Raw genomic sequence first — 22,408 nt, forward strand, 5'->3', positions numbered from 1 at the left:
ATTGACTGAACCCGATTATCATCGCGAAAACCTTAAGCGAGCGTTGACGATGGTGGCCGTCGGTCACTATTCGTTATTAAAATTCCTGTGAGGCAGCTATTCGCAATTTGCACAGCTCCGGCGGGAACTTTTTCGCTGCGAGCGTCATGCGCCCGCACCGCAGGATCGGCGGACCTTCAGCTCTGGCTGAATCAGCGTCGTCTGTTCGCTGGCCGTCGTGCCTTGCAGACGATCGATGAGGGCTCTCGCCGAGCACTCGCCGACCTCGCTTTGGCCGTTGGAGACGGTGGTGAGCGGCGGTGTGGCGATCTCCGCTTCGTCGATGTCGTCATAGCCGACGACGGCGACGTCGATGCCGGGCCGCACGCCGCCGCGGGCGAGGCCGTACATCAGGCCAAGCGCGACGAGATCGGAAAAACAGACGATCGCGGTCGGCCGATCCGGCATGGCGAGAAATGTCGCCGCAGAATCAAAGCCGGAATGGCGGTCGCGCGGGCCCTCGATTCGCCATCGCGGCTGAAAGGCGATGCCGCCACGTTCGAGTCCCGCGAGATAACCGGCTTCCCGTTCGCGCCCGGTCGAGGTGGCGTGGGTGCCGCCAATCATCGCGATTGAGCGATGGCCAAGCGAGACCAGATGATCGACGGCGAGCCCCATGCCGTAAGCGTCGTCGCCGCGAAAGCCGTGAACACCGGCACCGTCGATGGTGCGGGCGATCAGGATAACCGGCAGATCGTTATCTTCGGCAAGGCGGATGTCGGCCGCCGGCGTGCCGAGCGCCGGCGACATGATCAGTCCGTCGGCGCCGAGCTGCAGCAGCGTATCAACGAAAGAGCGCTGCTTCGACAGGTCGTCATGGTGATTGCACAGGATAAAGGTCTGGCGCTGGCGATCGAGCTCGGTCTCGATCGACTTGAGGATCTCGCCATAGAACGGGTTCATCACGTCATGCACGCAGACGCCGACGATGCCGGAGCGTGAGGTGCGCAGCGATGCGGCACGACGATTGTAGATGTAGCCGAGCTCCCGCGCGGCGTCCTTGATCCGCTCGCGCGTGACGTCGGCGACCAGGGGGCTGTCCCGCAAGGCCAGCGAAACCGTCGCCGTCGACAGGCCGAGCGCATCCGCGATGGTCGACAATTTCACCTTCTGCGCCACGAACGCCTGCAATGCTCCTGTCACGAACCGTCGTGTGATCTATGGCAAATGCAGCGGCATGCGGAAAGCCCTGCCGGACGGGATCATCGCCGGCGCCTTCGGGGAAAGGGGGAGGCGGCTGCCCGAGATCTCCAAGCGCCTCAGGTCACGCTGCGGCGGCTGGTGTTGGGAGAGGCCGAAATCGCTTGCAATTTCCGTGTCATCCAATCTTCTTGGTGATGACGGTGGCCACCATGGCCGCTTTATCATAGGTTTGACTTATTAATAGGGGCGACGCGAGGGGGAGATTTTTTCGTGAGGAGGTTCGCTGTCTTCGCTCTTGCGGTCTTGGTCGCGACCGGTCTTTTCGCCGCGGCGCCGGGCGAAGCGGCGGCGCAGACGAGTGGTCAGCGCGATGTGGTGATCACAAAGGACGGCGACTACTTCGGGGGCGACTACAAGACTCTGAAAAACCTCGACCTCGATGGGTGCAAGACCGCCTGCACCTTTGACAACCAGTGCAAGGCCTTCACCTACAATTCGAAATCCCGCTGGTGCTTTCTAAAGAACAGTGTCGGCACGCTGCAGAGCGCCGCCGGGGCGACAGCCGGCGAAATCGTTGTCGCTCCGGCCGTCGATCGCGCCAGCCTGGCTGCGCGGGGCAAGGAGCTGTCCTTCCTTCCCGCCGACGCCCTGGCCAGCGCCAACCGCGAGCGGCTACGGCTGATCGAGGCCGATCGTGATCCGCTCCTCAAAAACGAGTCGACGACGCAGCTGGCGATGGAAGCCGCGGCGGCGCCCTCCTTCGTCGAGGGGCTTGATCGCTGGCGGGAGATCCTGAAGCGTCAGCCGCTGGCCAATTGGGCCTGGCAGGGCCTTGTCGACACCGCCACGGCCACCGGAAAGTTCGAGCAGGGTGATGGTCCTCCCCGTCACCGCTTCAGTCTGCTGAATGCTGCGATCAACGCCTATCTGACGGCCAGCACCGACGCCGAGAAGGCGCGGGCGTTGGCCGGGATCGGCCGCTATTACGAGAAGAAGGAGGACTGGAAACCGGCGATACACGCCTACCGCATGAGCGTCGCCGCCAAGGCGGACCCGTTCGTGGTCGAGCGCTTGAACACCGTCGTCGGCGCCCACGGCTTCCGCATCGTCGATCATACGGTCGACAACAATGCTGCAAGTCCCCGCATCTGTCTGGTGTTTTCCGATCAGCTGTCGCGCAAGCTGACGGGGTCCGATCATCCGGGCGACTATCTGAGCGTTCAAGGCGGCGAGACGCTGCCGGTCACCGCCACCGGCAACCAGCTCTGCGTCGGCGGTCTCGAACACGGCCGCAGCTATCATATCACCGCGCGACCGGGCATTTCCGCGACCGATGGCGAAACGCTGCGCAAACAGGTCGATCTGTCGGTCTATGTGAAGGATCGCGACCCGACGGTGCGGTTTACTACCAGCGCCTATGTCGTGCCGGCGGGCGGGAAGACCACGATCTCGGTGGTGACGGTCAATGTCGACACAATCGACGCCAGGGTGCAGCGGATCGGCGAGCGCGGCCTCGCCGACATGCTCACCCAAGGCCAGTTTCTGACCAACCTGTCGCGATGGCAGATCAACCAGATCTCCAGCCAGTCCGGCCAGGACGTCTGGACGGGCTCGGTGTCGGTGGTCCGCAATACCAATACCGACGTGACCACGGCCATCCCGATCGCCGACATGGTCCCCGATCTCAAACCCGGCGTCTATGTTCTGACCGCCCAAGTGGCGAATGCGATGCAAACGCCTGATCCGTTCGCGACGCAGTGGTTCGTCGTCAGCGACATCGGCCTGTCGACCTTTTCCGGCAGCAACGGCTTTGATATCGTCGCCCGATCCTTGGGGAGCGCAGCGCCGCTGGCCGGCGTCACGATCGATCTCGTCGCCACCAACAACCAGATTCTCGGCATGGGCGCGACCGATGCGCAGGGTCATTTGCGGCTGCCGGCCGGCCTGATGCGCGGCCTTGGCGGCGACAAACCGGCGCTGCTCATTGCCCGCAAGGACAAGGACTTCGTCTTCCTCAACTTAAGCGACTCGCCCTTCGATCTGACCGATCGCGGCGTCGAGGGGCGGGCGCCGGCGGGGGCGATCGACGTCTTCCTCACCCCGGATCGCGGCATCTATCGGGTTGGCGACACGGCGCACTTCAATGCCCTGACCCGCGACAAGACCGGCGCGGCGATCGCCGGGCTGACGCTCACCGCGATCGTCACCCGGCCGGACGGGGTGGAACACTCCCGGCGCACGGTGTCGGACTTTGCCGCCGGCGGCTATGCCTTTGATCTTTCGCTGTCGGACAAGGCGATGCGCGGGGCGTGGGATGTCCGCCTCTACACCGATCCGAAAAAGCCGGCGATCGGCCAGACCCGTTTCCTGGTCGAGGATTTCGAGCCGCAAAAGTTGGATTTCGATATTTCGACGCCCGCCAAGAGCTTTGATCCGGCGATGCCGCCGACGATCGAGGTGGCGGCGCGCTATCTCTTCGGCGCGCCGGCGGCGGGGCTCGCGGTCAATGGCGAGGTGGTGGTGTCGGCCTCGACCGCGATCGCCGCTTATCCTGGCTATTCTTTCGGCCTTGATGCGGACAAGGTGACGGCGACGCGCAAGCCCTTCACCGAGGCGAAGACGGGACCGGACGGTCAGGCCGAGGTTTCGATCCCGCCCTTCGATCCGCCGGCGACGACGCTGCCTTTGACGGCGACGCTGCAGCTGCGGGTGGTCGATGCGAACGGCAAGCCCGTCGAGAAGATCAGCAAGCTGCCGCTGAACGAAAGCAGCGAGCGGATCGGTATCAAGCCGCGATTTTCCGGCGCGGTCGCCGAACGGTCGACCGCCGGCTTCGACGTTGTCGCGATCGATGCGGCGGGCCAGCGCGTGGCTGCCCGCGGCCTGAAATGGCAGCTGAAGCAGATCAACGTCGCATTCCAGTGGTACGAAAATTCGGGATCCTGGAACTATGAACCGGTGGAGACGTCCAAGCTCGTCGCCGACGGGACCGTCGATGTCGACGCGCAGGATCCGGTGTCGCTGTCGGTGCCGGTCGAGTGGGGCGGTTACGAGCTCGACGTCGTCGACCCCTCCGGGCGCGCGATCCCGGCGAGCATCAGGTTCGATGCCGGCTGGTATGTGGCGCCGACATCGGTCGAAACGCCCCAGATCGCCGAGGTCTCGCTCGACAAGCACGCCTATCGGATCGGCGAGACCGCCAAGGTTCGGATCGAATCGCGCTTTGCCGGCAAGGCCGAGATCTTCGTCATGGACGAGGGGATCATCGAGCGGACGACCGCCGATATTTCGGCCAAGGGCGGCGAGGTCGAATTGCCGGTCACAAAGGATTGGGGGACGGGCGCCTACGTCGCGGCGATGGTCTACCGGCCGATGAATCTGAGCGAGAAGTTGATGCCGAGCCGGGCGATCGGCATCGCCTATGCCAAGGTCGATCCGGGCCAGCGCGCGCTGACGGTGGCGATCGAGGCGCCGGACACGATCCGGCCGCGTCAGTTGCAGACGATCGGCGTTACGGTCGATGGCATCGCCAGCGGCGAGACCGCCTATGTGACGCTCGCGGCGATCGACGTCGGCATCTTGAACGTCACCCATTTCGAGCCGCCGTCGCCGCAGGGCTATTATTTCGGCCAGCGGCGGCTGGGCGTTGCCTTCCGCGACCTCTATTCGCGGCTGATCGACCGCACGCAAGGCGCGCCGGGAACGGTGCGCTCGGGCGGCGACGCCGGCGCGAGCTACGAGAGCCCGCCGCCAATGAACCAGCTCGTCTCGCTCTATTCGGGGCCGGTGGCCGTCGGTGCCGATGGCCACGCGACGATCACCTTCGACATTCCCGACTTCAACGGCACGATGAAGTTGATGGCGATCGCCTGGTCGAAGAGTGGGGTCGGCGAGGCGAATCGCGACATGGTGGTGCGTGATCCGATCGTCATCGACGTCGCCCGGCCGACTTTCCTCGCCCCTGGCGATACCTCGCGGCTCGCGATCGACCTGACCCATGTCGAGGGGCCGACCGGGCCAGCGACGCTATCGGTGGCCAGTGATAATTCGGTCGTCGCCTTCGGTGGCGAGACCGAAAAGACCGTTAGCATCGCCCCGACCGGCCAAACCCGGGTGCTGATCCCGGTGAGCGGCCAAGCCATCGGCGATGCGTCGATCCATGTGTCGTTGCGGATGGCCTCGGGCGCGACCTTCACCAAGACGGTGGCGCTCAGCGTGCGCTCCAACGCGCCGGAGATTGTCCAGCGGAGCCAGGTTACGCTGGCGGCCAGGGACGGCAAGCTCAGCCTCGATCCGCAACTCTTCACCGGCTTCAAGCCCGGCACGGCCAGGGCGACGGTGTCGATCATCGGCGCGGCGCATTTCGACGTTGCCGGGATCGTCCAAGCGCTCGATCGCTATCCCTATGGCTGTACCGAGCAGCTCACCAGCCGGGCGTTGCCGCTGATCTATCTCGACCGCATGATCCTTGCTGCCGGGCTCGGCAAGGGCGAGGACGTCAAGGAGCGGGTCCAGCAGGCGATTTCCGGCGTGCTGGCCAATCAGTCGCCGAGCGGCTCCTTCGGTCTGTGGCAACCCGATAGCGGTGATCTCTGGCTCGATGCCTATGTCACCGATTTCCTCACCCGGGCGCGCGAAGCCGCCTATCAGGTCCCGCAGGTCAGCCTGAAAACGGCGCTCGACAATCTGAAGAATTCGCTCGCCTATCTGTCCGACAAACCGGATTGGAGCGCGGTGGCTTATGCCTATTACGTTCTGGCCCGGAATGGTTCGGCGTCGATCGGTGACCTGCGCTATTATGCCGACAACCAGCTCCAGACGTTTCCGACGCCGTTGGCCAAGGCGCAGCTCGGCGCGGCACTGGCGCTTTATGGCGATCGGGTGCGGGCGGAGCGGATCTTCACCACCGTCGTGGCCGATTTACCCAAGGACAACGCGGAGGTGGAGCGGTCCGATTACGGCTCGCCGCTGCGCGACGATGCCGCCATCTTGACGCTGGCTTATGAGACCAAGATCGAGGGCGTGTCGTTCAAGCCGCTGATTGAAGAGATCAACGCGGCATGGGCGGCGTATGACGACACCTCCACCCAGGAAGATGCCTGGTCGCTGCTTGCCGCCCACGCTTTGCTGGAGCGCTATCCACCGCATCTGGAAGTCGGCGGGCGGATCGTCGACGGACCGTATTCGGCCACGATCGACGCGAGCGATCTCGCCAAGGGCTTTGACATTGTCAATCGCGGGACCTCGCAGCAACTGGCGAGCGTCACGATCTTCGGTGTGCCGGAGATCACGCCGCCGGCCTCCCACAACGGCTTCGATATCACTCGCAAATATTACACGCTGGACGGCAAACCAGCAGATCCCGCCAAGATCAAAGAGGGCGACCGGCTGGTGGTCGTCGACGAGGTGACGGCAATCGACACCGGGCCGGCGCATCTGATGGTCAACGATCCGCTGCCGGCGGGCTTTGCCATCGACAATCCGCAGATCTTGCAGAGCGGCGACGTCGCCGCGCTCGACTGGCTGCAGCTGACCAGCGACACGGCGCATGTCGAGTTCCGCTCCGACCGCTTCCTGGCGGCGGTCGACGTCAAGCCGGCCGATCCCGCTGTACGCCGCTTCGCCTATATCGTGCGCGCCATCGCCCCCGGCTCCTTCGTCCATCCCGCAGCGACCGTCGAGAACATGTACGATCCGAGCCGGCGCGGGCGCACCGATGCGGGGCGGATCACGGTGATTGGTCCGCTGCGGTGAGAGAGCGGCCGGGAACGCGGCCGAACGCGCCGGTCACGCCGACGGGCGGGGGCGCGTCAATGTCGCCACGCCGCCGCCTCGCCCAACTCGGCATCCTGATCGGGATGATGCTGTTGATCGCCGGCCTTTGGGGCTATTCGGCGATCGAACAGGCTGTCGCCCGCCGTGTCACGATGCTGTCTCAGCCGCCGGTCGGGGTCGAGGTGGTCGACCGCGAGGGCCGGCTTCTGCGGGCGTTTCCAGTGAGCGACGGCCGTTGGCGGCTGGCGGCGGACGGCCACGATGTCGACCCGCGCTTCGTCAAGATGTTGCTCACCTGGGAGGACAAGCGCTTCTTTTCCCATCACGGCATCGATCCGCAAGCGCTGCTTCGGGCGGCCTGGCAATCGCTCAGCTATGGCCGAATCGTCTCCGGCGGCTCGACCTTGACCATGCAGGTCGCGCGGATGCTCAACCAGCTGCCGACCGGCAGCTTTGCCGCGAAGATCGAGCAGATACTGACTGCCCTGGCGCTGGAGCGGCGTTACGACAAGGCCGAGATTCTGGCGCTCTATCTGCGGTTGGCGCCCTATGGCGGCAATGTCGAGGGGATCCGCGCAGCCTCTCTTGTCCTCTTCGGCAAAGAGCCGCGCCAGCTGACCGCGGCCGAGGCCGCGCTGCTGGTCGCCCTGCCGCAATCGCCGGAGCGCTATCGGCCCGACCGCTTCCCCAAACGCGCCAAGGCCGCTCGCGACCGGGTGCTGAAACGGATGGCGTCGCGCGGCGTGATCGACGCCGGGCAGGAGCACCGCGCGCTCGCCGAGCCGATTCCCGGCCGACGGCTGGCTATGCCGACGCTCGCCCCGCATCTCGCCGATCGGCTGCACCGCGCCGATCCGACCCGTGCCCATATCGCGGTGACGATCGACAAGACGCTGCAGACCCGGCTCGAGACCTACGCGTTGACCAAGGCCAAAAGCCTGACGAGCCCGCTGTCGCTGGCGATCGTCGTTGCCGACTCCATCACCGGCGAGATCATTGCCGATATCGGCTCGCCGGACTATTTCGATCGCCGCCGCCAGGGCTTCGTCGATCTGACCGAGGCGCCGCGTTCGCCCGGCTCGACCTTGAAGCCGCTGATCTACGGGCTCGCCTTCGAGCGCGGCATCGCCCATCCCGAAAGTCTGATCGACGACGCGCCGGCGGGGTTCGCCGGCTATACGCCGCAGAATTTCGACCATCAATTCGACGGCGTCATCACCGCCCGCCGGGCGTTGCAGCTCTCGCGCAATCTGCCGGCGGTGGAACTGCTTTCGGCGGTCGGGCCGAGCCGGCTGGTCGAGCGGATGCGGCGGGCGGGCGCGACGCCGAAGCTCGGCGATCGCTCGCTGCCGGGCCTGGCGATCGGTCTCGGTGGCCTCGGCATGACGCTCGAAGATCTGGTGCGGATCTATGCCGGCATCGCCAATGGCGGGCTGTCGATCCCTCTGCATGTCGACGCGGACGCGCCGCGCTCCACGCCGCGCCGGATACTGTCGCGTCAGGCGGCCTGGTATGTCACCTCGATCCTGTCGGGCGCGACCTCGACCACCAAAGGTTCGCCCGGCCTGATCGCCCACAAGACCGGAACCTCCTATGGCTACCGCGACGCCTGGACCATCGGCTATGATGGCCGCGACGTCGTCGGTGTCTGGCTCGGGCGGCCGGATGGCGCACCGGTGCCGGGTTTAATCGGCCAGGACATGGCGGTACCGGTGATGCGCGACGTGTTCTCCCGCATCGGACCGCGGCGCCGCTTGCCAGGGCCACCGTCCGGTATCCTCGCCTTGTCCGGTGCCGGCTTGCCGCCGCCCTTGCAGCGGATCGGGCGCGCCGCCGAGCGTCTGGAGACCGGGCTGACGCCGGAGATCGTCTATCCGCCGGACAAGAGCCGGATCGCACTCGGCGACGATGCCGGCGGAATGGCGCCGCTCTATTTGAAGGTGCGCAACGGTCGGCCCCCCTTTACCTGGTATGTCGACGGCGTCCCCGTCGATCGCGATCAGCTTTTGCGGCAGTCGACCTTTCAGCCGACGGAACCCGGGTTTTTATCGATCTCGGTGGTCGATGGTCGCGGCGCGGCGGCGCGCACGAATGTCTTCGTGAAATGATGTGGGGTACAGTTTGGCGTGCGCAGTAATAATTTTTATCGAGCTTGAGCTAAAGATCGGTGCCGGCTAAAGATCACTCTCGCACGATATTGTTGTCTGGCCGAATCGGACGACGACTGACGCCCGCATTTCGCCATACCCGGTGCCTCTGACTTAGGGCGCGTCGATTGGAGCCGGCACGAGACGACCCGATGAATACAGCGCAGCGCCAGTTTAACCGCGCGATCTTTGCCGCCATTGCGACCGGTTTCTTCATGCTGATTATCGCGGCAGGGGCCGTGGTCTGGGCGTTTCAGCGTACGCAGGATATCGGGCAGCGCGTCACTCATTCGATCGAAATTGAAGCGGCGATCGCCAACCTCAATCGGCTGGACGAGCGCATCGAGGCCGCGAGGCGCGGCTTTCTGCTGGAAGGTGACAAGCGATTCCTGCGGACATTCGAGGTGACGGCGGCCGAAATTCCTCACAAGATCAACGATATGGCCAAGTTGACTGCCGACAATCCGGACCAGATCCGGCGGGTAGAGCAGTATCGCAAACTGGCCAAGAACTATCTTGATCTCGTCGAAAAATCGATCGCGAACAAGCGGGCCGGAATCACCACAGTTCCAGGTTCGAGCCTGCTCGATAAGGCCGACATCGCTGTCTCTCAGCAATTGCGCGATCTGTCGGACACGATGAGCAGCGCCGAGCGCGATCTGCTCGAAAAGCGCACCACCCGAGAACATGCCGGCATCCTCTTGTCCACCTCGATCGGAATCGTGGCCGCGACCATCCTGCTTCTGGTTTCTTTCGGCACGATCTGGGTCGTGCGCCGCACCTTGGCGGCGCTCTCGGTGGCCGGAGAGCAATTGCGATTGTTGAACGGGGACCTGGAATCGGCCGTGGCCGAGCGGACGGCTGAGCTGCAACGCGCCAATGCCGAAATTCAGCGCTTCGCCTATATCGTCTCCCACGATCTGCGTTCGCCCTTGGTCAACGTCATGGGCTTTACCTCCGAACTCGCCGCGGCGATTGAACCGCTGAGCGAGCTGCTCGAGATGGCCGAAGAGCGGATTCCGGACAGCGTGACCGACGAGGCGCGCTACGCGGTGCGCGAGAATCTGCCCGAGTCGGTTGGCTTCATCCGCACCTCGACCGAGAAGATGGATCGGCTGATCAACGCGATCCTGCGGCTGTCGCGTGAGGGGCGCCGGATGCTGGCACCTGAGGCGGTCGACATGAACGCCCTTGTCACCTCGATTATCGACAGCCTGCAGCACCGGGTCGGCGAACTCGGTGTGACCATGAAGGCCGAACCGCTGCCGACGGTGATCACCGATAAGCTAGCGATCGAGCAGATCTTGTCCAACCTCATCGAGAATGCGATCAAATATCTCAAGGCTGATCGCCCCGGGACGATCATCATTCGTGGACAAAAGGAGAATAGCCGAGTTCTGATCGAGGTCGAGGACAACGGTCGGGGTATCGATCCGAAGGATCACGAGCGGATCTTCGATCTGTTCCGCCGCTCCGGAACACAGGATCAACCGGGCGAGGGCATCGGCCTTGCCCATGTCAGAGCGCTGGCACACCGCTTGGGCGGCACGATCAGTTGCACATCTGCGCTGGAGAACGGCGCGACGTTCAGACTGTCGCTGCCGAAGGACCTTGCGCCACAACAAGGATCGAACACGTGAGAAAACCCCAGACCGTCAATATCGTCATGATCGAAGACGACGAAGGACATGCCCGGCTGATCGAAAGGAACATCCGCCGGGCCGGTGTCAACAACGAGATTCGGCACTTCATGGAAGGCACGGCCGCCCTCCAGTATCTGTTCGACTCCGCCGATGGTCCGGCCAAGAATGGCCCGGCGCTGGTTCTGCTCGATCTCAACCTGCCGGATATGAGCGGCATCGACGTTCTGCAGCGGATGAAAGCGCCGGACAGCCCGCTGAAGCGCACGCCGGTGGTGGTTCTCACCACCACCGACGACAAGGTGGAGATCGAGCGCTGCTATGATCTTGGGGCGAATGTCTACATCACCAAGCCGGTGAACTACGAAACCTTCGCGCAGGCCATCCGACAGCTCGGCCTGTTTCTGTCGGTGATCCAGGTGCCGGACACCGATGTCAGCTGAACGAGCAAGTGTCAAAATGCGATCTATGATTGAATTGTTGGCCGGCTACGAATTGGCTTGCGTGACCGTGCAGTCGAATTTATCTCATCTTTCCTGCTCAACCTCATAGCCGGGCTGCCATGCCGCGTGTTCTGTACATCGACGACGATGAGGTCTTGCGGCTGCTGACCAGCCGGGCTTTGCGTCGTCGCGGTTTCGAGGTCGAAACGGCCGCCGATGCCGACAGCGGACTGGCCAAGCTGCGCGAGGGTGGTTTCGATCTGGCCGCGATCGACCACTACATGCCCGGCAAGACCGGGCTCGACGCACTGGCGATGATTGCCGAACTCCCGACGCCGCCGCCGGTAGTCTACGTTACCGGCTCGGAAGAAACCAGTATCGCCGTGGCGGCGCTCAAAGCCGGCGCCTCGGATTATGTCGTCAAGACCGTCGGCGACGAGTTCTTCGACCTTTTGGCCTCAAGCTTTCGCCAGTCCCTGGAGCGCCGCGCTCTTGTGGCGGCGAAGGAGGAGGCGGAACGGGCCTTGCGCGCCTCGAACGAGCGGCTGGCAGCGCTCGTCAAGGAGGCGAACCACCGGGTCGCCAACAGCCTGCAGATTCTGTCGGCCTTCGTCAACATGCAGGCCTCGGCGGTCGCCAGCGACGAGGCCAAATCGGCCTTGCGCGACACCCAGCAGCGGATCGCGGCGATCGCTCAGGTGCATCGCCGGCTCTACGATTCTGACGACATCGAGACGATCGACGTCGCGGACTATCTGGTTCCGCTAACCAAAGAGCTGGAGGCGACCTGGTCGACGCCGGCCTCGCCGCGCAGGCTGATCCTGCAATCGGAATCGCTGCGGCTGAAGACCGACCGGGCGGTCTCGCTGGGGATCATCGTCACCGAACTGGTCAGCAATTCCTGCAAATATGCCTACGGCGAAAACCAATCCGGCGAGGTGCGGATCTTGCTGCGCAGCGAGGGCCTGCACTTTAAACTCAGCGTCGAGGATGATGGGCCTGGGGTGGATCTCAGCGGCAAGCCGCAAGGCACTGGCGTCGGCACCCGGCTCATTCGCGCGATGGCGCACAGTCTTGGCGCTGATCTCGATTACGGCCTGGGGCCGGGGGGGCAGATCTGCGTGACGGCGGCGCGCTGAGTGGCGAACGCACGATTTTCCGCCTGGCCCGTTGCCGCGAGGGCGGCATCGAGCCGCAAACGCTGTTTTCCGGGACGCTGTCGCTGCGAACCTCTCCGGAGCGACACCCGCGGACTGCCGCCGCCGTTCGGCCTCGATCAATCCGTGGCCTGTCCAGACCGTGAAGCGGCACGCGGACATCGATCTCGATCCTAAAACGACAACGATCGACTGACGCCGCTATCACGCCGTTTCGGCAAACAGTTCGCGCCCGATCAGCATACGGCGGATTTCCGAGGTGCCGGCGCCGATCTCGTAGAGCTTGGCGTCGCGCAGCAGCCGTCCGGTCGGATAGTCGTTGATATAGCCGTTGCCGCCAAGTGCCTGGATCGCCTGCAGCGCCATCTGGGTGGCGGCTTCGGCGGCATAAAGGATACAGCCGGCGGCGTCCTTGCGATTGGTCTCGCCGCGATCGCAGGCCGCGGCGACGGCATAGACATAGGCTCTAGCGGCGCTGAGCTGGACATACATGTCGGCGAGTTTGCCCTGCATCAGCTGGAAGGTCCCAATCGCCTGGCCGAACTGCTCACGCTCGTGGACATAGGGAATCACCACGTCGAGGCAGGCGGCCATGATGCCGAGCGGGCCGGCGGCGAGCACAACGCGCTCGTAGTCGAGCCCGCTCATCAGCACCTTCACGCCGCCGCCGACCTCGCCGAGCACGTTCTCATAGGGCACCTCGCAATCGGCAAAGACCAGTTCGCAGGTGTTGGAGCCGCGCATTCCGAGCTTGTCGAGCTTCTGAGCGGTGGAAAAGCCCGCCATGCCCTTTTCGATCAGGAAGGCGGTGATTCCGCGCGGCCCGGCGCCGGGATCGGTCTTGGCGTAGACCACCAGCGTGTCGGCGTCCGGGCCGTTGGTGATCCACATCTTCGAGCCGTTGAGGACGAAGCGGTCGGTCTTCGGCGTGGCCCTCAACGTCATCGAGACGACGTCGGAGCCCGCGCCCGTCTCCGACATCGCCAGCGAGCCGACATGGGCGCCGGAGATCAGCTTCGGCAGGTATTTGCGCTTCTGCTCCGGTGTGCCGTTTCGCCGGATCTGGTTGACGCAGAGATTGGAGTGAGCGCCGTAGGACAGGCCGACCGAGGCCGAGGCGCGGGAAATCTCCTCGACCGCGACGCAATGGGCGACATAGCCCATTCCGGCGCCGCCGAATTCCTCCTCGACGGTGATGCCGAGGAGGCCGAGCTCGCCCATCGCCTGCCAGAGTTCGTTCGGGAAGGCGTTGGAGGCGTCGATTTCGGCCGCCCGCGGGGCGATCCGCTCCTGGGCGAAGCGGTGCACCGTCTCGCGCAGCGCGTCGATCTCCTCACCGAGCGCGAATGTCATTGCGCGGTCGAACATCCTGCTTCCTCCCCCAGCGGCCAGATCAGGCCGACGCTCTGCATCACCATCTGAACATAGTGCGCGGTGACCGCTTCGCGTGTCAGCGCGGCACCGTCGCGGGACCAGACGGTAATGCCGGTCATCATCGCGATCAGCGCGCCGGCCTGCACCTTGGCGTTCGGTGTCTGAAAGCGACCGGTCCGCCGGCCGTCCTCCAGGATCGTTGCGAGCACGCCCGCGTAGCGATCGCGCAGGGCGTGGACCTCGGCGCCTCGGCGCCCCGCCTCGAGACTGCGCAGCTCCATATCGGCGATGACGACGTCGTCCGGCTGGTCGAGATGATAGCCGACATGAAAGCTGGCAAAGGCTTCGAGCCGCCGCATCGGATCTCCGCCGGCGGGAACCGCGCGGACGAGGGCGGCGAGCAGCCGGTCCAGATGCGAGATCATCAAATCGGCGAGAAGATCCTGCTTGCCGGCAAAGTGGTTGTAGATCGCCCCCTGGCGGATGCCCGCCGCCTCCGCAATGTCGCGCATCGACACCGCGCCGTAGCCGCGCTCGGCAAAGAGCGCCAGCGCCTGCTTGCGGATCGCGCTGCGCGTGTCTCGGCCGCGTTTGTCCGTCCGACTTGTATCGGCGATCGTATCCATTTAATCTCGTTATGAACGGTCGTTCATTCATCTATGTCGAATTCGGCGGCCGAGTTCAACTGACACGGTGTCGCGGGAGGAGCGGGCCGGGTCGCGGCGATCGCAACGGGAGGACGGTGCATGTCGGAGCTTGCGCATGTGATGGGGCGTACGGACGCGCCGCTCATCGAGATGACGATCGGCGCGATGGTCGACGCGACCGCCGCGCGATATCCAGAGCTTCCAGCGTTGATCGCCTGCCATCAGGGCATCCGGATGAATTGGGCGGAGCTGCGCGAAACGGTCGACCGGCTCGCCTGCAGCTTCATCCGGCTGGGTCTCAAGCCCGGTGACCGCGTTGGCATCTGGGCGCCGAATTGCGCCGAATGGGCGCTGACCCAGTTCGCGACGGCCAAGGCCGGGCTGATCCTCGTCACCATCAATCCGGCCTATCGGCTGTCCGAGATCGAATATGCCCTCAACAAGGTCGGCTGCCGGGCGCTGGTGTCGGCACAGCGTTTCAAGACCAGCGATTACGTGGCGGTGTTGCGCGAGCTGGCGCCGGAGATCGATGATGGCACCGCGAAACTTGCGGCCAAACGGCTGCCGAGCCTGGAGTTCCTGATCGCGCTCGGGGCCGACGCCGTGCCGGGATTTGCCCGCTTCGACGATCTCCTGACCGAGCCGGCCGACACCGAGCGGGCCGATCTCGAGGCGCTTGGGGAACGCCTCGACGCCGACGAGCCGATCAACATCCAGTTCACCTCGGGGACAACAGGCGCACCGAAGGGGGCGACGCTCAGCCATCGCAACATTCTGAACAACGGCTTTTTCGTCACCGAGGCGATCGGCCTTGCGCCCGGCGATCGGCTCTGCATCCCGGTGCCGCTCTATCACTGTTTCGGCATGGTGCTCGGCAATCTCGGCTGTCTCGCCCATGGTGCGGCGATGGTCTATCCGTCCGACGCCTTCGACCCCGGCGCGGTGCTGGACGCGATCGCGGGCGAGGGCTGCGTCGGCGTCTATGGCGTGCCGACGATGTTCATCGCGCTGCTCGACCATCCAGATTGCGGGCGGCTGGATCTGCCGAGCCTTCGCACCGGGGTGATGGCTGGCAGCCCATGCCCGATCGAGGTGATGAAGACGGTGATCGACAAGCTCGGCATGCGCGATGTGACGATCGCCTACGGCATGACCGAAACCTCGCCGGTCTCGTTCCAGAGCGGAATGGACGATCCGGTCACTCGCCGGGTCTCGACCGTTGGCCGGGTCCAGCCCCATTGCGAGGTCAAGATTGTCGGGCCGGAGGGCGAGACGGTGAAGCGCGGCGAGCCCGGCGAATTGTGCACGCGCGGCTATCTGGTGATGAAGGGCTATTGGAACGACGAAGCACGCACCGCCGAGTCGATCGACGCCGACGGCTTCATGCATTCGGGCGATCTCGCGACGATCGACGACGAGGGCTATGGTAACATTGTCGGGCGCTTGAAGGACATGGTGATCCGCGGCGGCGAAAACGTCTATCCGCGTGAGGTCGAGGAGTTCCTCTATACCCATCCGAAGATCCGCGACGTGCAGGTGGTCGGCGTGCCGGATCGCAAATATGGCGAGGAATTGTGCGCCTGCGTCATTGCCAGCGACCCGAGCTTGACCGGCGACGAGCTGCGGGCATTCTGCCAGGGCAAGATCGCCCATTACAAGATCCCCCGCTATGTCGAGTTGGTCGAGGCGTTTCCGATGACGGTGACCGGCAAGATCCAGAAATTCGCGCTGCGCTCGCAAATGAGCCAGACGCTGGGGCTGACGGCAGAGGCAACCGCATGAAGCCGATGCGTTCATGCGCGATCATCGCAAGACGCAGCTTTTCCGCGATTTCAAATTTACGCAGCGTTAAGTGTGTGGCGGTTTTTCTGATCAATCAAAAAATTGTATATTTATAAAAGCAACCATGACGAGCAATCATGCGCGTCATGAGCAAACATCACACAGCCGATGCGGCGCCATGCCGCTTGTCCTTTACCGCCCGCCCGATCGTCGCTTGGATGGTTCTCGGCGCGATGGCCCTCAGCACCGTCCCGGCGCCCGCGGCGCAGAGCAGGCCGGCGGCTGATCCAAGCCAGGACGTCAGCCGGGTCAAAGCCGTGCTCTTTGCCGCGCGGCGCACGTGCAGGTCGGTGTCGAGCTGCGAGGAGGCGGTGCGGCTGTGGTGCAGCGGCTATCGTCGGGCGGATGGCGATCACGACGGCATCCCCTGCGAGAATGTCTGCTCGACGAAGCAGGAAGTCGACGCCATTCGTGCCCGGATCGGCTGCTGATCATAGCCTTTCTCGTCACCTCTCGCGCAGCGCGAAGCTGCCGAAGGCCGGCACCTTGATGCCGATGCGGCGCAGATCGAGCCCGGCGACGAGGCCGAGAAGATTGATCTCCAACCCACTCTTCCAGCCGGCCGAAAACCCTGCATAGCCGAACAGCGTCAGATGGATGTCCCGGCCATCGGGATCGACGAAGGCGAGGCGCCCGTCGGTCGGATAGTCGCGGCCGATCGAGGCCGGCGGCAGCACCACATCGATCGCTGGCACCTGCCGCATCACATGGGCGACGAAGCTGTTGGAATTCGGCCCCGGAAAGATGTGATAGCCGGTCCGGCTGGCGAAGGGATAGCTGTCGATCGCTGCCCGGATGTTCGAGATCAGCGTCTCCGCCCGGTTTCCCTTTGCGGCAAAGACGATCCGCGGCGGGTTGGAATACCACCGACCGTCGGCGGGATAGGCGTTGTGCCGGATCGGCAGGCCCCAGCCGACCTTGTCCCAGCGCTCATAATGGGACGCGCCGGCATCCTTCACCACGATCCAGGCATGTTCGGAGACCGCCCCCTTGAGCCCGCCGGTGCGGGCCGACAGGATGTAGACGGCCGCCTCGCGATCGGCGTCTGCGACCGGAAGCAGACCGGCGGACGACCAGTCGGCTGTTCGCCAGGAGGTCGCGTGGTCGCCTAAAGCCCAGATCGCGGACGAGGCGGCGGCAGGCAGCAGGAAGGCGGCGATAAAGCCGATCAGCAAAAACTTGAAAATGCGCATGGCTCTCCGGTGGATTTGCGTCGGCCGAGACAAAGCGCCGATAAGGGCGAGGGTCCGTCGTCTGGCAGGAATGGCCATTCCTGTGCGGATGCTTTCGGTATCGCCCATCGGCATCTGCCAGAAACCGATTTTGCTTTGCCGGCCGATGCTGTAGCTGGGGATCAAAGCCCGGGCGGGCAAATGACAACCCACATGGCAGGCAGGTCGAGATTATGGAAAATCCCGTCGTCGTGGAAATCACGCGTGGTGATTTGGTCGAGAGCTTCCATCGCGGCGCCTTCGCTTTGGTCGATGGCGCGGGGGCGATCGTGGTGTCGGCTGGCGACATTGAGCGGCCGGTGTTTCCGCGCTCGGCGGTGAAGCTCTTGCAGGCAATTCCGCTGGTCGAGACTGGAGCCGCCGCTTATTTCGGACTGGACGACAAGGATCTGTCGCTTGCCTGTGCCTCCCATTCGGGCGAGCCCGCGCATGTGCGGCGGGCGGCCGCCATGCTAGCAAAAGCCGGCCTCGATGGCGGCGTTCTGGAATGCGGCTGCCATTGGCCTTTCGACGCGGCTGTTGCCCGCGATCTCGCCCGCAGCGGCGAGACGCTAACGGCGCTTCACAACAATTGTTCAGGCAAGCATGCCGGCTTCGTGCTGACGGCGGTGCAGCGGGGCGAGACGACGGCCGGCTATGTCGGGCCAAACCATCCGGTGCAGTTGCGCGCCAAGGCGGTGATCGAGGATCTCGTCGGCCACAGTCTCAATCGCGACGTGTGCGGCACCGACGGCTGCTCGATCCCGACCTATGCCGCGCCCCTGCGCGATTTCGCCGGCGCCTTCGCCAAGATTGCCACCGGCAAGGGCGTCGGCGCGCCGCGAGCCGAGGCGGGACGGGCCTTGATGCGCGCCTGCATGGCCGAGCCGTTCGAAATGTCCGGCACCGGCCGCGCTTGCCGAAGGCTGATGGAAGCTGAGCCCGGCAAGGTCTTCGCCAAGACTGGCGCCGAGGGCGTGTTCTGCGGCGCGCTGCCGGAGCTCGGCCTTGGCTTTGCGCTGAAGATCGACGACGGCGCGACGCGGGCGAGCGAGGCGCTGGTCGCGGCGCTGATCGCCAAGGCGCTGGAGAGCGAGGACGCCGCGCTCGCCGCGCGCTTCGCCGCGATGGCGACGCACGACATGGTGAATTGGGAAGGCATCCGCACCGGCGACGTGCGGGCCATACTGCCGCAGCGCGGCTGAGGTGCGGCACGCTTTTGCGGCACGGCGTCGGGCCGCTGCGCCCCGGAGCGCGCGGCTTTGCCGCGACGTTGTGAAGGCGTGGGACGGGCCGGATCATGGGGCGCTCGCCCGTCGCCGCTTGCGGCCGATGCCTGCCCGCGGATCCCGCGTCGCTTTCCAACGATCGCGTCGGCACTGTTGCGACGCGGTATAATCGAAGGCCGCGCGCCGCGTTGCTTGCGGCCGTGACGGTTGCGATACAATAAATCGCGGATGATGCTTGACGGGGGCGAGAAGAGGCGTAAGCTTGTTGGGTCGAAGGCAGTCTCGGGAGGTCGAGATGGAACCACCCCAGCAGGTTGCCGCTGAGACGACGGGGTTAGGCGTTCGGAATTCCGTCTAGCGGCGATGTCACGAACCAGTCTCGGGAGCGGCCGACGAGCCGTTGGAGTCGTGGAACAGGCTCGACCGTGTGCCGCTCCCCGAGATCTTTTTTCGAATAGGCAGATGTCCTGAGGCGCCGGTGCGCGGCGGCTCGCTTTCAAAGCGTAGCGCCGCCCTCACGGCAGCACTGCGCTTTTCGTTCTGCATCCTCTTGACGCGTGCGCGATCAGCCGACCAGCGCGCGGCGGGTTTCGCTGATTTTAAGCGCCGCCTCGGCCGCTTCCCGGCCCTTCACCACGAAATGCTCGCGATAGATCGCGATGTGGTGCTCGGTTTCCTGAAAATGATGTGGCGTCAGCGCCACCGACAGGACTGGGACGTTGGCCTCCAAGCCGGCTTGCATCAGACCGTTGACCACCGCGCTCGCCACGAAGTCGTGGCGATAGATGCCGCCGTCGACGATCAGCGCCGCGGCGATGACCGCCTCGTAACGGCCGGTCCGGGCCAAATCGCGGGCAAGCAGCGGCAGCTCGAAGGCGCCCGGCACATCGAACACGTCGGTCTGGTCTTCGGCGATGATTTGAAGAAAGCCGGCGAGCGCCTGGTCGACGATCGAAGCATGCCAGTTGGCCTTGATGAAGGCATAGCGGGTGGGTGTCATCCGGATCTCCTTTCGCAACGACACGTCACCCAAGGCGATCACGCAGAGACGCCCCGCCAAGAGCAGGTCGCCGTCACGGTCTCTTTCATCCGGACTGTAACCGTCGGCTCAGGAATCGCACCTGATCTGCTGACCCCTTCGATGAAGGGCGCTCGCGGGCTTACAGTCATCTGCTTACCGCCGGTGGAGACTTTCACTCCGCCCTGAGAACGGCGCGACTATCGTCGACAAGCGGCCGCGCATCAAGCCGGAAGATTGGCCGGCGACGGGCCGTTCAGCCCTTGGAGGCGGCGGATTTCGTTGCTTTGTCCGCTTTGTCCGCTTTGTCCGCTTTGCCGGTTGTCGCGCTGTGTTTCGCCCGCGGCTTGGCCGGGGCCGTCTTTTGCGCGGTGGCGCGGTTTTGCGGTTGCGGCGCGAGCCGGATCTCGATGCCGCCGCCCGAGCGCGCGCGGGTTTCGAAGGCTGGCGTCGCCCGCATCAGCTCGCTGAGCTTCTTGAAGCCGTAGGTGCGCGCGTCGAAGTCCGGCGACAGATTCAGGATCTGCTTGCCGAAACTGCCGAGATTCACGAACTCGTCGTCCGTATCCATCTGGTCGATGACCCGGCGAAACAGCGCCACGGCGTCGTTCAGACTGGCGAGCGCTCGCGTCTTCTTGGCAGACGCTTCGCCCTCGACGCCGAGCCGATCGGCCAGAAGGTTTTCGGTGTAGATGAAGCGGCGGCAGGCCTGGCGGAAACTTTCCGGTGTCTTTTGCTCGCCAAAGCCGTAGACGTCGACGCCCTGTTCGCGGATGCGCGATGCGAGGCGGGTGAAGTCGCTGTCGGAAGAGACCAGGCAGAAACCGTCGAAACGGCCGCTGTGCAGGAGATCCATCGCGTCGATCACGAGGGTGATGTCCGAGGCGTTCTTGCCGATCGTATAGGCGAATTGCTGCTGCGGAATGATCGCGTGCTTGGTCAGAACGTCGGTCCAGCCCTTGGAGCGCGAGCTGGAAAAGTCGCCATAGATGCGGCGCACGCTGGCTTCGCCGATCGTGGCGATCTCCTCGAACAGCCCGTCGGCAATTTTTGCAGACGCATTGTCCGCGTCGATCAGCACGGCGAGCCGGCGGGCGGCATCGAGAGGGCGGCTGGCGGTCATAACGGCTCCTTTCGTGGCGGGCAGTTGCTCATCGCTCGGGAACGAAATCAATCCTCGCGCCGCAAAAAGGCCAGACGAGATAGCTCCGGTGGGGCTGGGTCGGCCGCCGGTCAGCGCAGACGCACCGGGACGGTCAGCGACACGTCTCTGCCGGAGGGCGGTGCCGGAAAGGGGCTTGCCCGGCGCACCAACTCGACTGCCATCGCGTCGAGGCTGGGATTGCCGCTGGAGGCGACCACGCTCACCCGGATGACGCGGCCGTTGCCGTCCATGGCAAAGGCGATGCGGGTGGTGCCGGCGCCGCGCCCGGAAAAGCGGCGGCTGGCGCTGTTGAGCCGCGCTTGCACCTGCGACTGCCAGCCGGCGATCTCGGCGCGCGAGACGGACGCGCCTTGCGAAGCCTGGTTACGGCTCTGACCGCGCGCGGCGACCGAGTCCGTAGCTGTCTGGCGTTGGCGGGCACGGTTGTCCTGCCGTTGGGGTGCTTTTCGGCGGGACGGCGGGGGCGCGGCTTTGGGCGTCTCGCGCACGGCCTGGCGTGGCGGTTTGGGCGGCTGAGGCCGCGCCGTCGGCAGAGGCACGGCGTCGGGCAGGGCGACTGTCTCAGAGGCGGTCGGCGAAGCAGTCGCGTCCGGTTGCGGCTCTGGGCTCGGCTGGGGCAGCGGCACGGCATCCGGGATCGGCGGCGTTGCCGGTTCGGGTTCGGTTTGCGGCTGCGGCTCGGCAGGCGCGGGAGTTGGCTGAGGCGGCTGCGGCTGGGGCGGTGGTGGCTCGCTCGCCGGCGGCGGCGCGGCAGGCTCCGGCTTGGCGGTGTCGGGCGCCGGGGCGGGCTCCGGATTGGCCTCTGGCTGCTCGGCTTCGGCGGGGCTCGGCTCCGTCGTCGCTCCGCGCGGCGCGGGCTCGTTTGTGTCGACGGTCTGTTGCGCCGGAGCGGCGTCCTCGATCGCTTCGGAGGGCGAGGATTGTGCCGGTGGTGCGAGATCGATCAACACCGGCGCTTGTTCGGCCCCCTGCGGCGGCGCCTCGGGCATGCGGGTCATTAGCGCATAGGCGGCGGTGGCGTGAGCCAACAGCACAACGAGCCCGGCCAGCTGCCAGCGCTGGGCGCGGCCGTGTCGACGGTCCTCGTCAAAAGGATTGCCGCTTGCGGCTGTCTGCGGGGCCATCCGTCCCCTATTTCCCGGGTGCTGCGGTCACGGCCGCCGGATCTTCGAGCCCGACGAGTCCGATCTTCAGATAGCCGGCCCGCCGCAGCGCGTTCATCACCGCCATGACGTCGGTATAGGGCACGGACCCGTCGGCCCGGACGAAAATCCGCTCGTCGTGATTGGTCTTGGTTGCGGCGTCGAGGCCGGCGGCAAGCTCCTCCCGCCCGATCGGCTGTTCGCCAAGGCTGAGCGTGAGATCCTTCTGGATGGTGAGATAGACCGGCTCGTCCGGCCGCTCCTGAGGCGCGGCGTTGGACGTCGGCAGATCCACCGGGACATCGACGGTCGACAGCGGCGCGGCGACCATGAAGATGATCAAAAGCACGAGCATCACGTCGATGAAGGGGGTAACGTTGATCTCCGCGACCTCGTCTGCCTCGTCGTCGCCGGCGCTCAGCTTGACGGCCATGGC

At 65.0% G+C, this 22,408-nt stretch carries 17 protein-coding genes and 1 riboswitch; of the genes, 9 read left to right on the top strand and 8 right to left on the bottom strand.

Annotated elements, in window-relative coordinates:
* Nucleotides 1-144 precede the first annotated feature (144 nt).
* The gene (locus J1C48_RS03300; RefSeq protein ID WP_207256585.1) at nucleotides 145-1,158 is read right to left on the bottom strand and encodes a substrate-binding domain-containing protein; all 1,014 of its coding nucleotides are present in this window, start codon (nucleotides 1,156-1,158) and stop codon (nucleotides 145-147) included.
* A gap of 294 nt (nucleotides 1,159-1,452) precedes the next feature.
* On the opposite strand from J1C48_RS03300, the gene J1C48_RS03305 reads away from it, so the two are divergent.
* The 6 genes from J1C48_RS03305 (at nucleotide 1,453) to J1C48_RS19225 (ending at nucleotide 12,490) form a co-directional block, all read left to right on the top strand.
* Nucleotides 1,453-6,936, top strand: coding sequence for an alpha-2-macroglobulin family protein (locus J1C48_RS03305; protein ID WP_231081551.1), 5,484 nt, complete (start codon nucleotides 1,453-1,455; stop codon nucleotides 6,934-6,936).
* Between the two features lie 59 nt (nucleotides 6,937-6,995).
* A complete protein-coding gene (gene pbpC, locus J1C48_RS03310) occupies nucleotides 6,996-9,065 on the top strand; it encodes a penicillin-binding protein 1C (protein WP_207256286.1) in 2,070 nt (689 codons plus the stop codon).
* A 191-nt stretch (nucleotides 9,066-9,256) separates the two neighbouring features.
* Complete coding sequence (locus J1C48_RS03315) at nucleotides 9,257-10,744, top strand: sensor histidine kinase (protein WP_207256288.1); 1,488 nt, start codon at nucleotides 9,257-9,259, stop codon at nucleotides 10,742-10,744.
* Nucleotides 10,745-10,770: 26 nt separating this feature from the next.
* Complete coding sequence (locus J1C48_RS03320) at nucleotides 10,771-11,187, top strand: response regulator (RefSeq protein WP_207256588.1); 417 nt, start codon at nucleotides 10,771-10,773, stop codon at nucleotides 11,185-11,187.
* A gap of 119 nt (nucleotides 11,188-11,306) precedes the next feature.
* On the top strand, nucleotides 11,307-12,326 hold the full coding sequence (locus tag J1C48_RS03325) for a sensor histidine kinase (protein WP_207256290.1): 1,020 nt from the start codon (nucleotides 11,307-11,309) through the stop codon (nucleotides 12,324-12,326).
* Between the two features lie 23 nt (nucleotides 12,327-12,349).
* Nucleotides 12,350-12,490 (top strand): toxin-antitoxin system HicB family antitoxin, encoded by a 141-nt coding sequence (locus J1C48_RS19225; protein ID WP_369413336.1) that lies wholly within the window; start codon nucleotides 12,350-12,352, stop codon nucleotides 12,488-12,490.
* 58 nt (nucleotides 12,491-12,548) lie between these two features.
* Here J1C48_RS19225 and J1C48_RS03335 read toward each other — a convergent pair whose 3' ends face one another.
* Both J1C48_RS03335 and J1C48_RS03340 read right to left on the bottom strand, forming a co-directional pair.
* Nucleotides 12,549-13,697: an isovaleryl-CoA dehydrogenase gene (locus J1C48_RS03335; protein ID WP_484825356.1), complete on the bottom strand. Its 1,149-nt coding sequence runs from the start codon at nucleotides 13,695-13,697 to the stop codon at nucleotides 12,549-12,551.
* Nucleotides 13,694-14,344: a TetR/AcrR family transcriptional regulator gene (locus J1C48_RS03340; RefSeq protein ID WP_207256294.1), complete on the bottom strand. Its 651-nt coding sequence runs from the start codon at nucleotides 14,342-14,344 to the stop codon at nucleotides 13,694-13,696. Before J1C48_RS03340 ends, J1C48_RS03335 begins: the two co-directional genes overlap by 4 nt.
* 120 nt (nucleotides 14,345-14,464) lie before the next feature.
* Between J1C48_RS03340 and J1C48_RS03345 the strand changes: the two genes are divergently transcribed.
* Together J1C48_RS03345 and J1C48_RS03350 are read left to right on the top strand one after the other, a co-directional pair.
* Entirely contained in the window at nucleotides 14,465-16,147 is a 1,683-nt protein-coding gene (locus J1C48_RS03345) for an AMP-binding protein (protein ID WP_207256295.1), read from the top strand.
* Between the two features lie 233 nt (nucleotides 16,148-16,380).
* On the top strand, nucleotides 16,381-16,638 hold the full coding sequence (locus J1C48_RS03350; protein WP_207256303.1) for an excalibur calcium-binding domain-containing protein: 258 nt from the start codon (nucleotides 16,381-16,383) through the stop codon (nucleotides 16,636-16,638).
* A 15-nt stretch (nucleotides 16,639-16,653) separates the two neighbouring features.
* Here the strand turns inward: J1C48_RS03350 and J1C48_RS03355 are convergent, their stop codons facing one another.
* Nucleotides 16,654-17,400: a DUF3750 domain-containing protein gene (locus J1C48_RS03355; RefSeq protein WP_207256311.1), complete on the bottom strand. Its 747-nt coding sequence runs from the start codon at nucleotides 17,398-17,400 to the stop codon at nucleotides 16,654-16,656.
* Nucleotides 17,401-17,612: 212 nt separating this feature from the next.
* On the opposite strand from J1C48_RS03355, the gene J1C48_RS03360 reads away from it, so the two are divergent.
* Nucleotides 17,613-18,623 (top strand): asparaginase, encoded by a 1,011-nt coding sequence (locus tag J1C48_RS03360; protein WP_207256313.1) that lies wholly within the window; start codon nucleotides 17,613-17,615, stop codon nucleotides 18,621-18,623.
* 589 nt (nucleotides 18,624-19,212) lie between these two features.
* Here the strand turns inward: J1C48_RS03360 and J1C48_RS03365 are convergent.
* From J1C48_RS03365 to exbD, 4 genes are all read right to left on the bottom strand, one after another.
* A complete protein-coding gene (locus J1C48_RS03365; protein WP_207256316.1) occupies nucleotides 19,213-19,647 on the bottom strand; it encodes a 6,7-dimethyl-8-ribityllumazine synthase in 435 nt (144 codons plus the stop codon).
* A 73-nt stretch (nucleotides 19,648-19,720) separates the two neighbouring features.
* Nucleotides 19,721-19,862, bottom strand: a riboswitch (FMN riboswitch).
* A 59-nt stretch (nucleotides 19,863-19,921) separates the two neighbouring features.
* Nucleotides 19,922-20,788 (bottom strand): NYN domain-containing protein, encoded by an 867-nt coding sequence (locus tag J1C48_RS03370; protein WP_207256318.1) that lies wholly within the window; start codon nucleotides 20,786-20,788, stop codon nucleotides 19,922-19,924.
* Between the two features lie 110 nt (nucleotides 20,789-20,898).
* Nucleotides 20,899-21,954: a TonB family protein gene (locus tag J1C48_RS03375; protein ID WP_207256319.1), complete on the bottom strand. Its 1,056-nt coding sequence runs from the start codon at nucleotides 21,952-21,954 to the stop codon at nucleotides 20,899-20,901.
* A gap of 7 nt (nucleotides 21,955-21,961) precedes the next feature.
* Nucleotides 21,962-22,405, bottom strand: coding sequence for a TonB system transport protein ExbD (gene exbD, locus J1C48_RS03380; RefSeq protein WP_207256320.1), 444 nt, complete (start codon nucleotides 22,403-22,405; stop codon nucleotides 21,962-21,964).
* Nucleotides 22,406-22,408: the final 3 nt, after the last annotated feature.

The sequence above is a fragment of the Jiella flava genome, from assembly GCF_017349315.1.
Taxonomy (GTDB): domain Bacteria; phylum Pseudomonadota; class Alphaproteobacteria; order Rhizobiales; family Rhizobiaceae; genus Jiella; species Jiella flava.

What these genes read in the sequence shown, in the direction of transcription:
- J1C48_RS03370 (WP_207256318.1), bottom strand. Translation starts at nt 20,788, where the DNA reads ATGACCGCCAGCCGCCCTCTCGATGCCGCCCGCCGGCTCGCCGTGCTG.
- J1C48_RS03350 (WP_207256303.1), top strand. Translation starts at nt 16,381, where the DNA reads ATGGCCCTCAGCACCGTCCCGGCGCCCGCGGCGCAGAGCAGGCCGGCG.
- J1C48_RS03365 (WP_207256316.1), bottom strand. Translation starts at nt 19,647, where the DNA reads ATGACACCCACCCGCTATGCCTTCATCAAGGCCAACTGGCATGCTTCG.
- pbpC (WP_207256286.1), top strand. Translation starts at nt 6,996, where the DNA reads ATGTCGCCACGCCGCCGCCTCGCCCAACTCGGCATCCTGATCGGGATG.
- exbD (WP_207256320.1), bottom strand. Translation starts at nt 22,405, where the DNA reads ATGGCCGTCAAGCTGAGCGCCGGCGACGACGAGGCAGACGAGGTCGCG.
- J1C48_RS03360 (WP_207256313.1), top strand. Translation starts at nt 17,613, where the DNA reads ATGGAAAATCCCGTCGTCGTGGAAATCACGCGTGGTGATTTGGTCGAG.
- J1C48_RS03325 (WP_207256290.1), top strand. Translation starts at nt 11,307, where the DNA reads ATGCCGCGTGTTCTGTACATCGACGACGATGAGGTCTTGCGGCTGCTG.
- J1C48_RS03315 (WP_207256288.1), top strand. Translation starts at nt 9,257, where the DNA reads ATGAATACAGCGCAGCGCCAGTTTAACCGCGCGATCTTTGCCGCCATT.
- J1C48_RS03335 (WP_484825356.1), bottom strand. Translation starts at nt 13,697, where the DNA reads ATGACATTCGCGCTCGGTGAGGAGATCGACGCGCTGCGCGAGACGGTG.
- J1C48_RS03355 (WP_207256311.1), bottom strand. Translation starts at nt 17,400, where the DNA reads ATGCGCATTTTCAAGTTTTTGCTGATCGGCTTTATCGCCGCCTTCCTG.
- J1C48_RS03375 (WP_207256319.1), bottom strand. Translation starts at nt 21,954, where the DNA reads ATGGCCCCGCAGACAGCCGCAAGCGGCAATCCTTTTGACGAGGACCGT.
- J1C48_RS03345 (WP_207256295.1), top strand. Translation starts at nt 14,465, where the DNA reads ATGTCGGAGCTTGCGCATGTGATGGGGCGTACGGACGCGCCGCTCATC.
- J1C48_RS03320 (WP_207256588.1), top strand. Translation starts at nt 10,771, where the DNA reads ATGATCGAAGACGACGAAGGACATGCCCGGCTGATCGAAAGGAACATC.
- J1C48_RS03340 (WP_207256294.1), bottom strand. Translation starts at nt 14,344, where the DNA reads ATGGATACGATCGCCGATACAAGTCGGACGGACAAACGCGGCCGAGAC.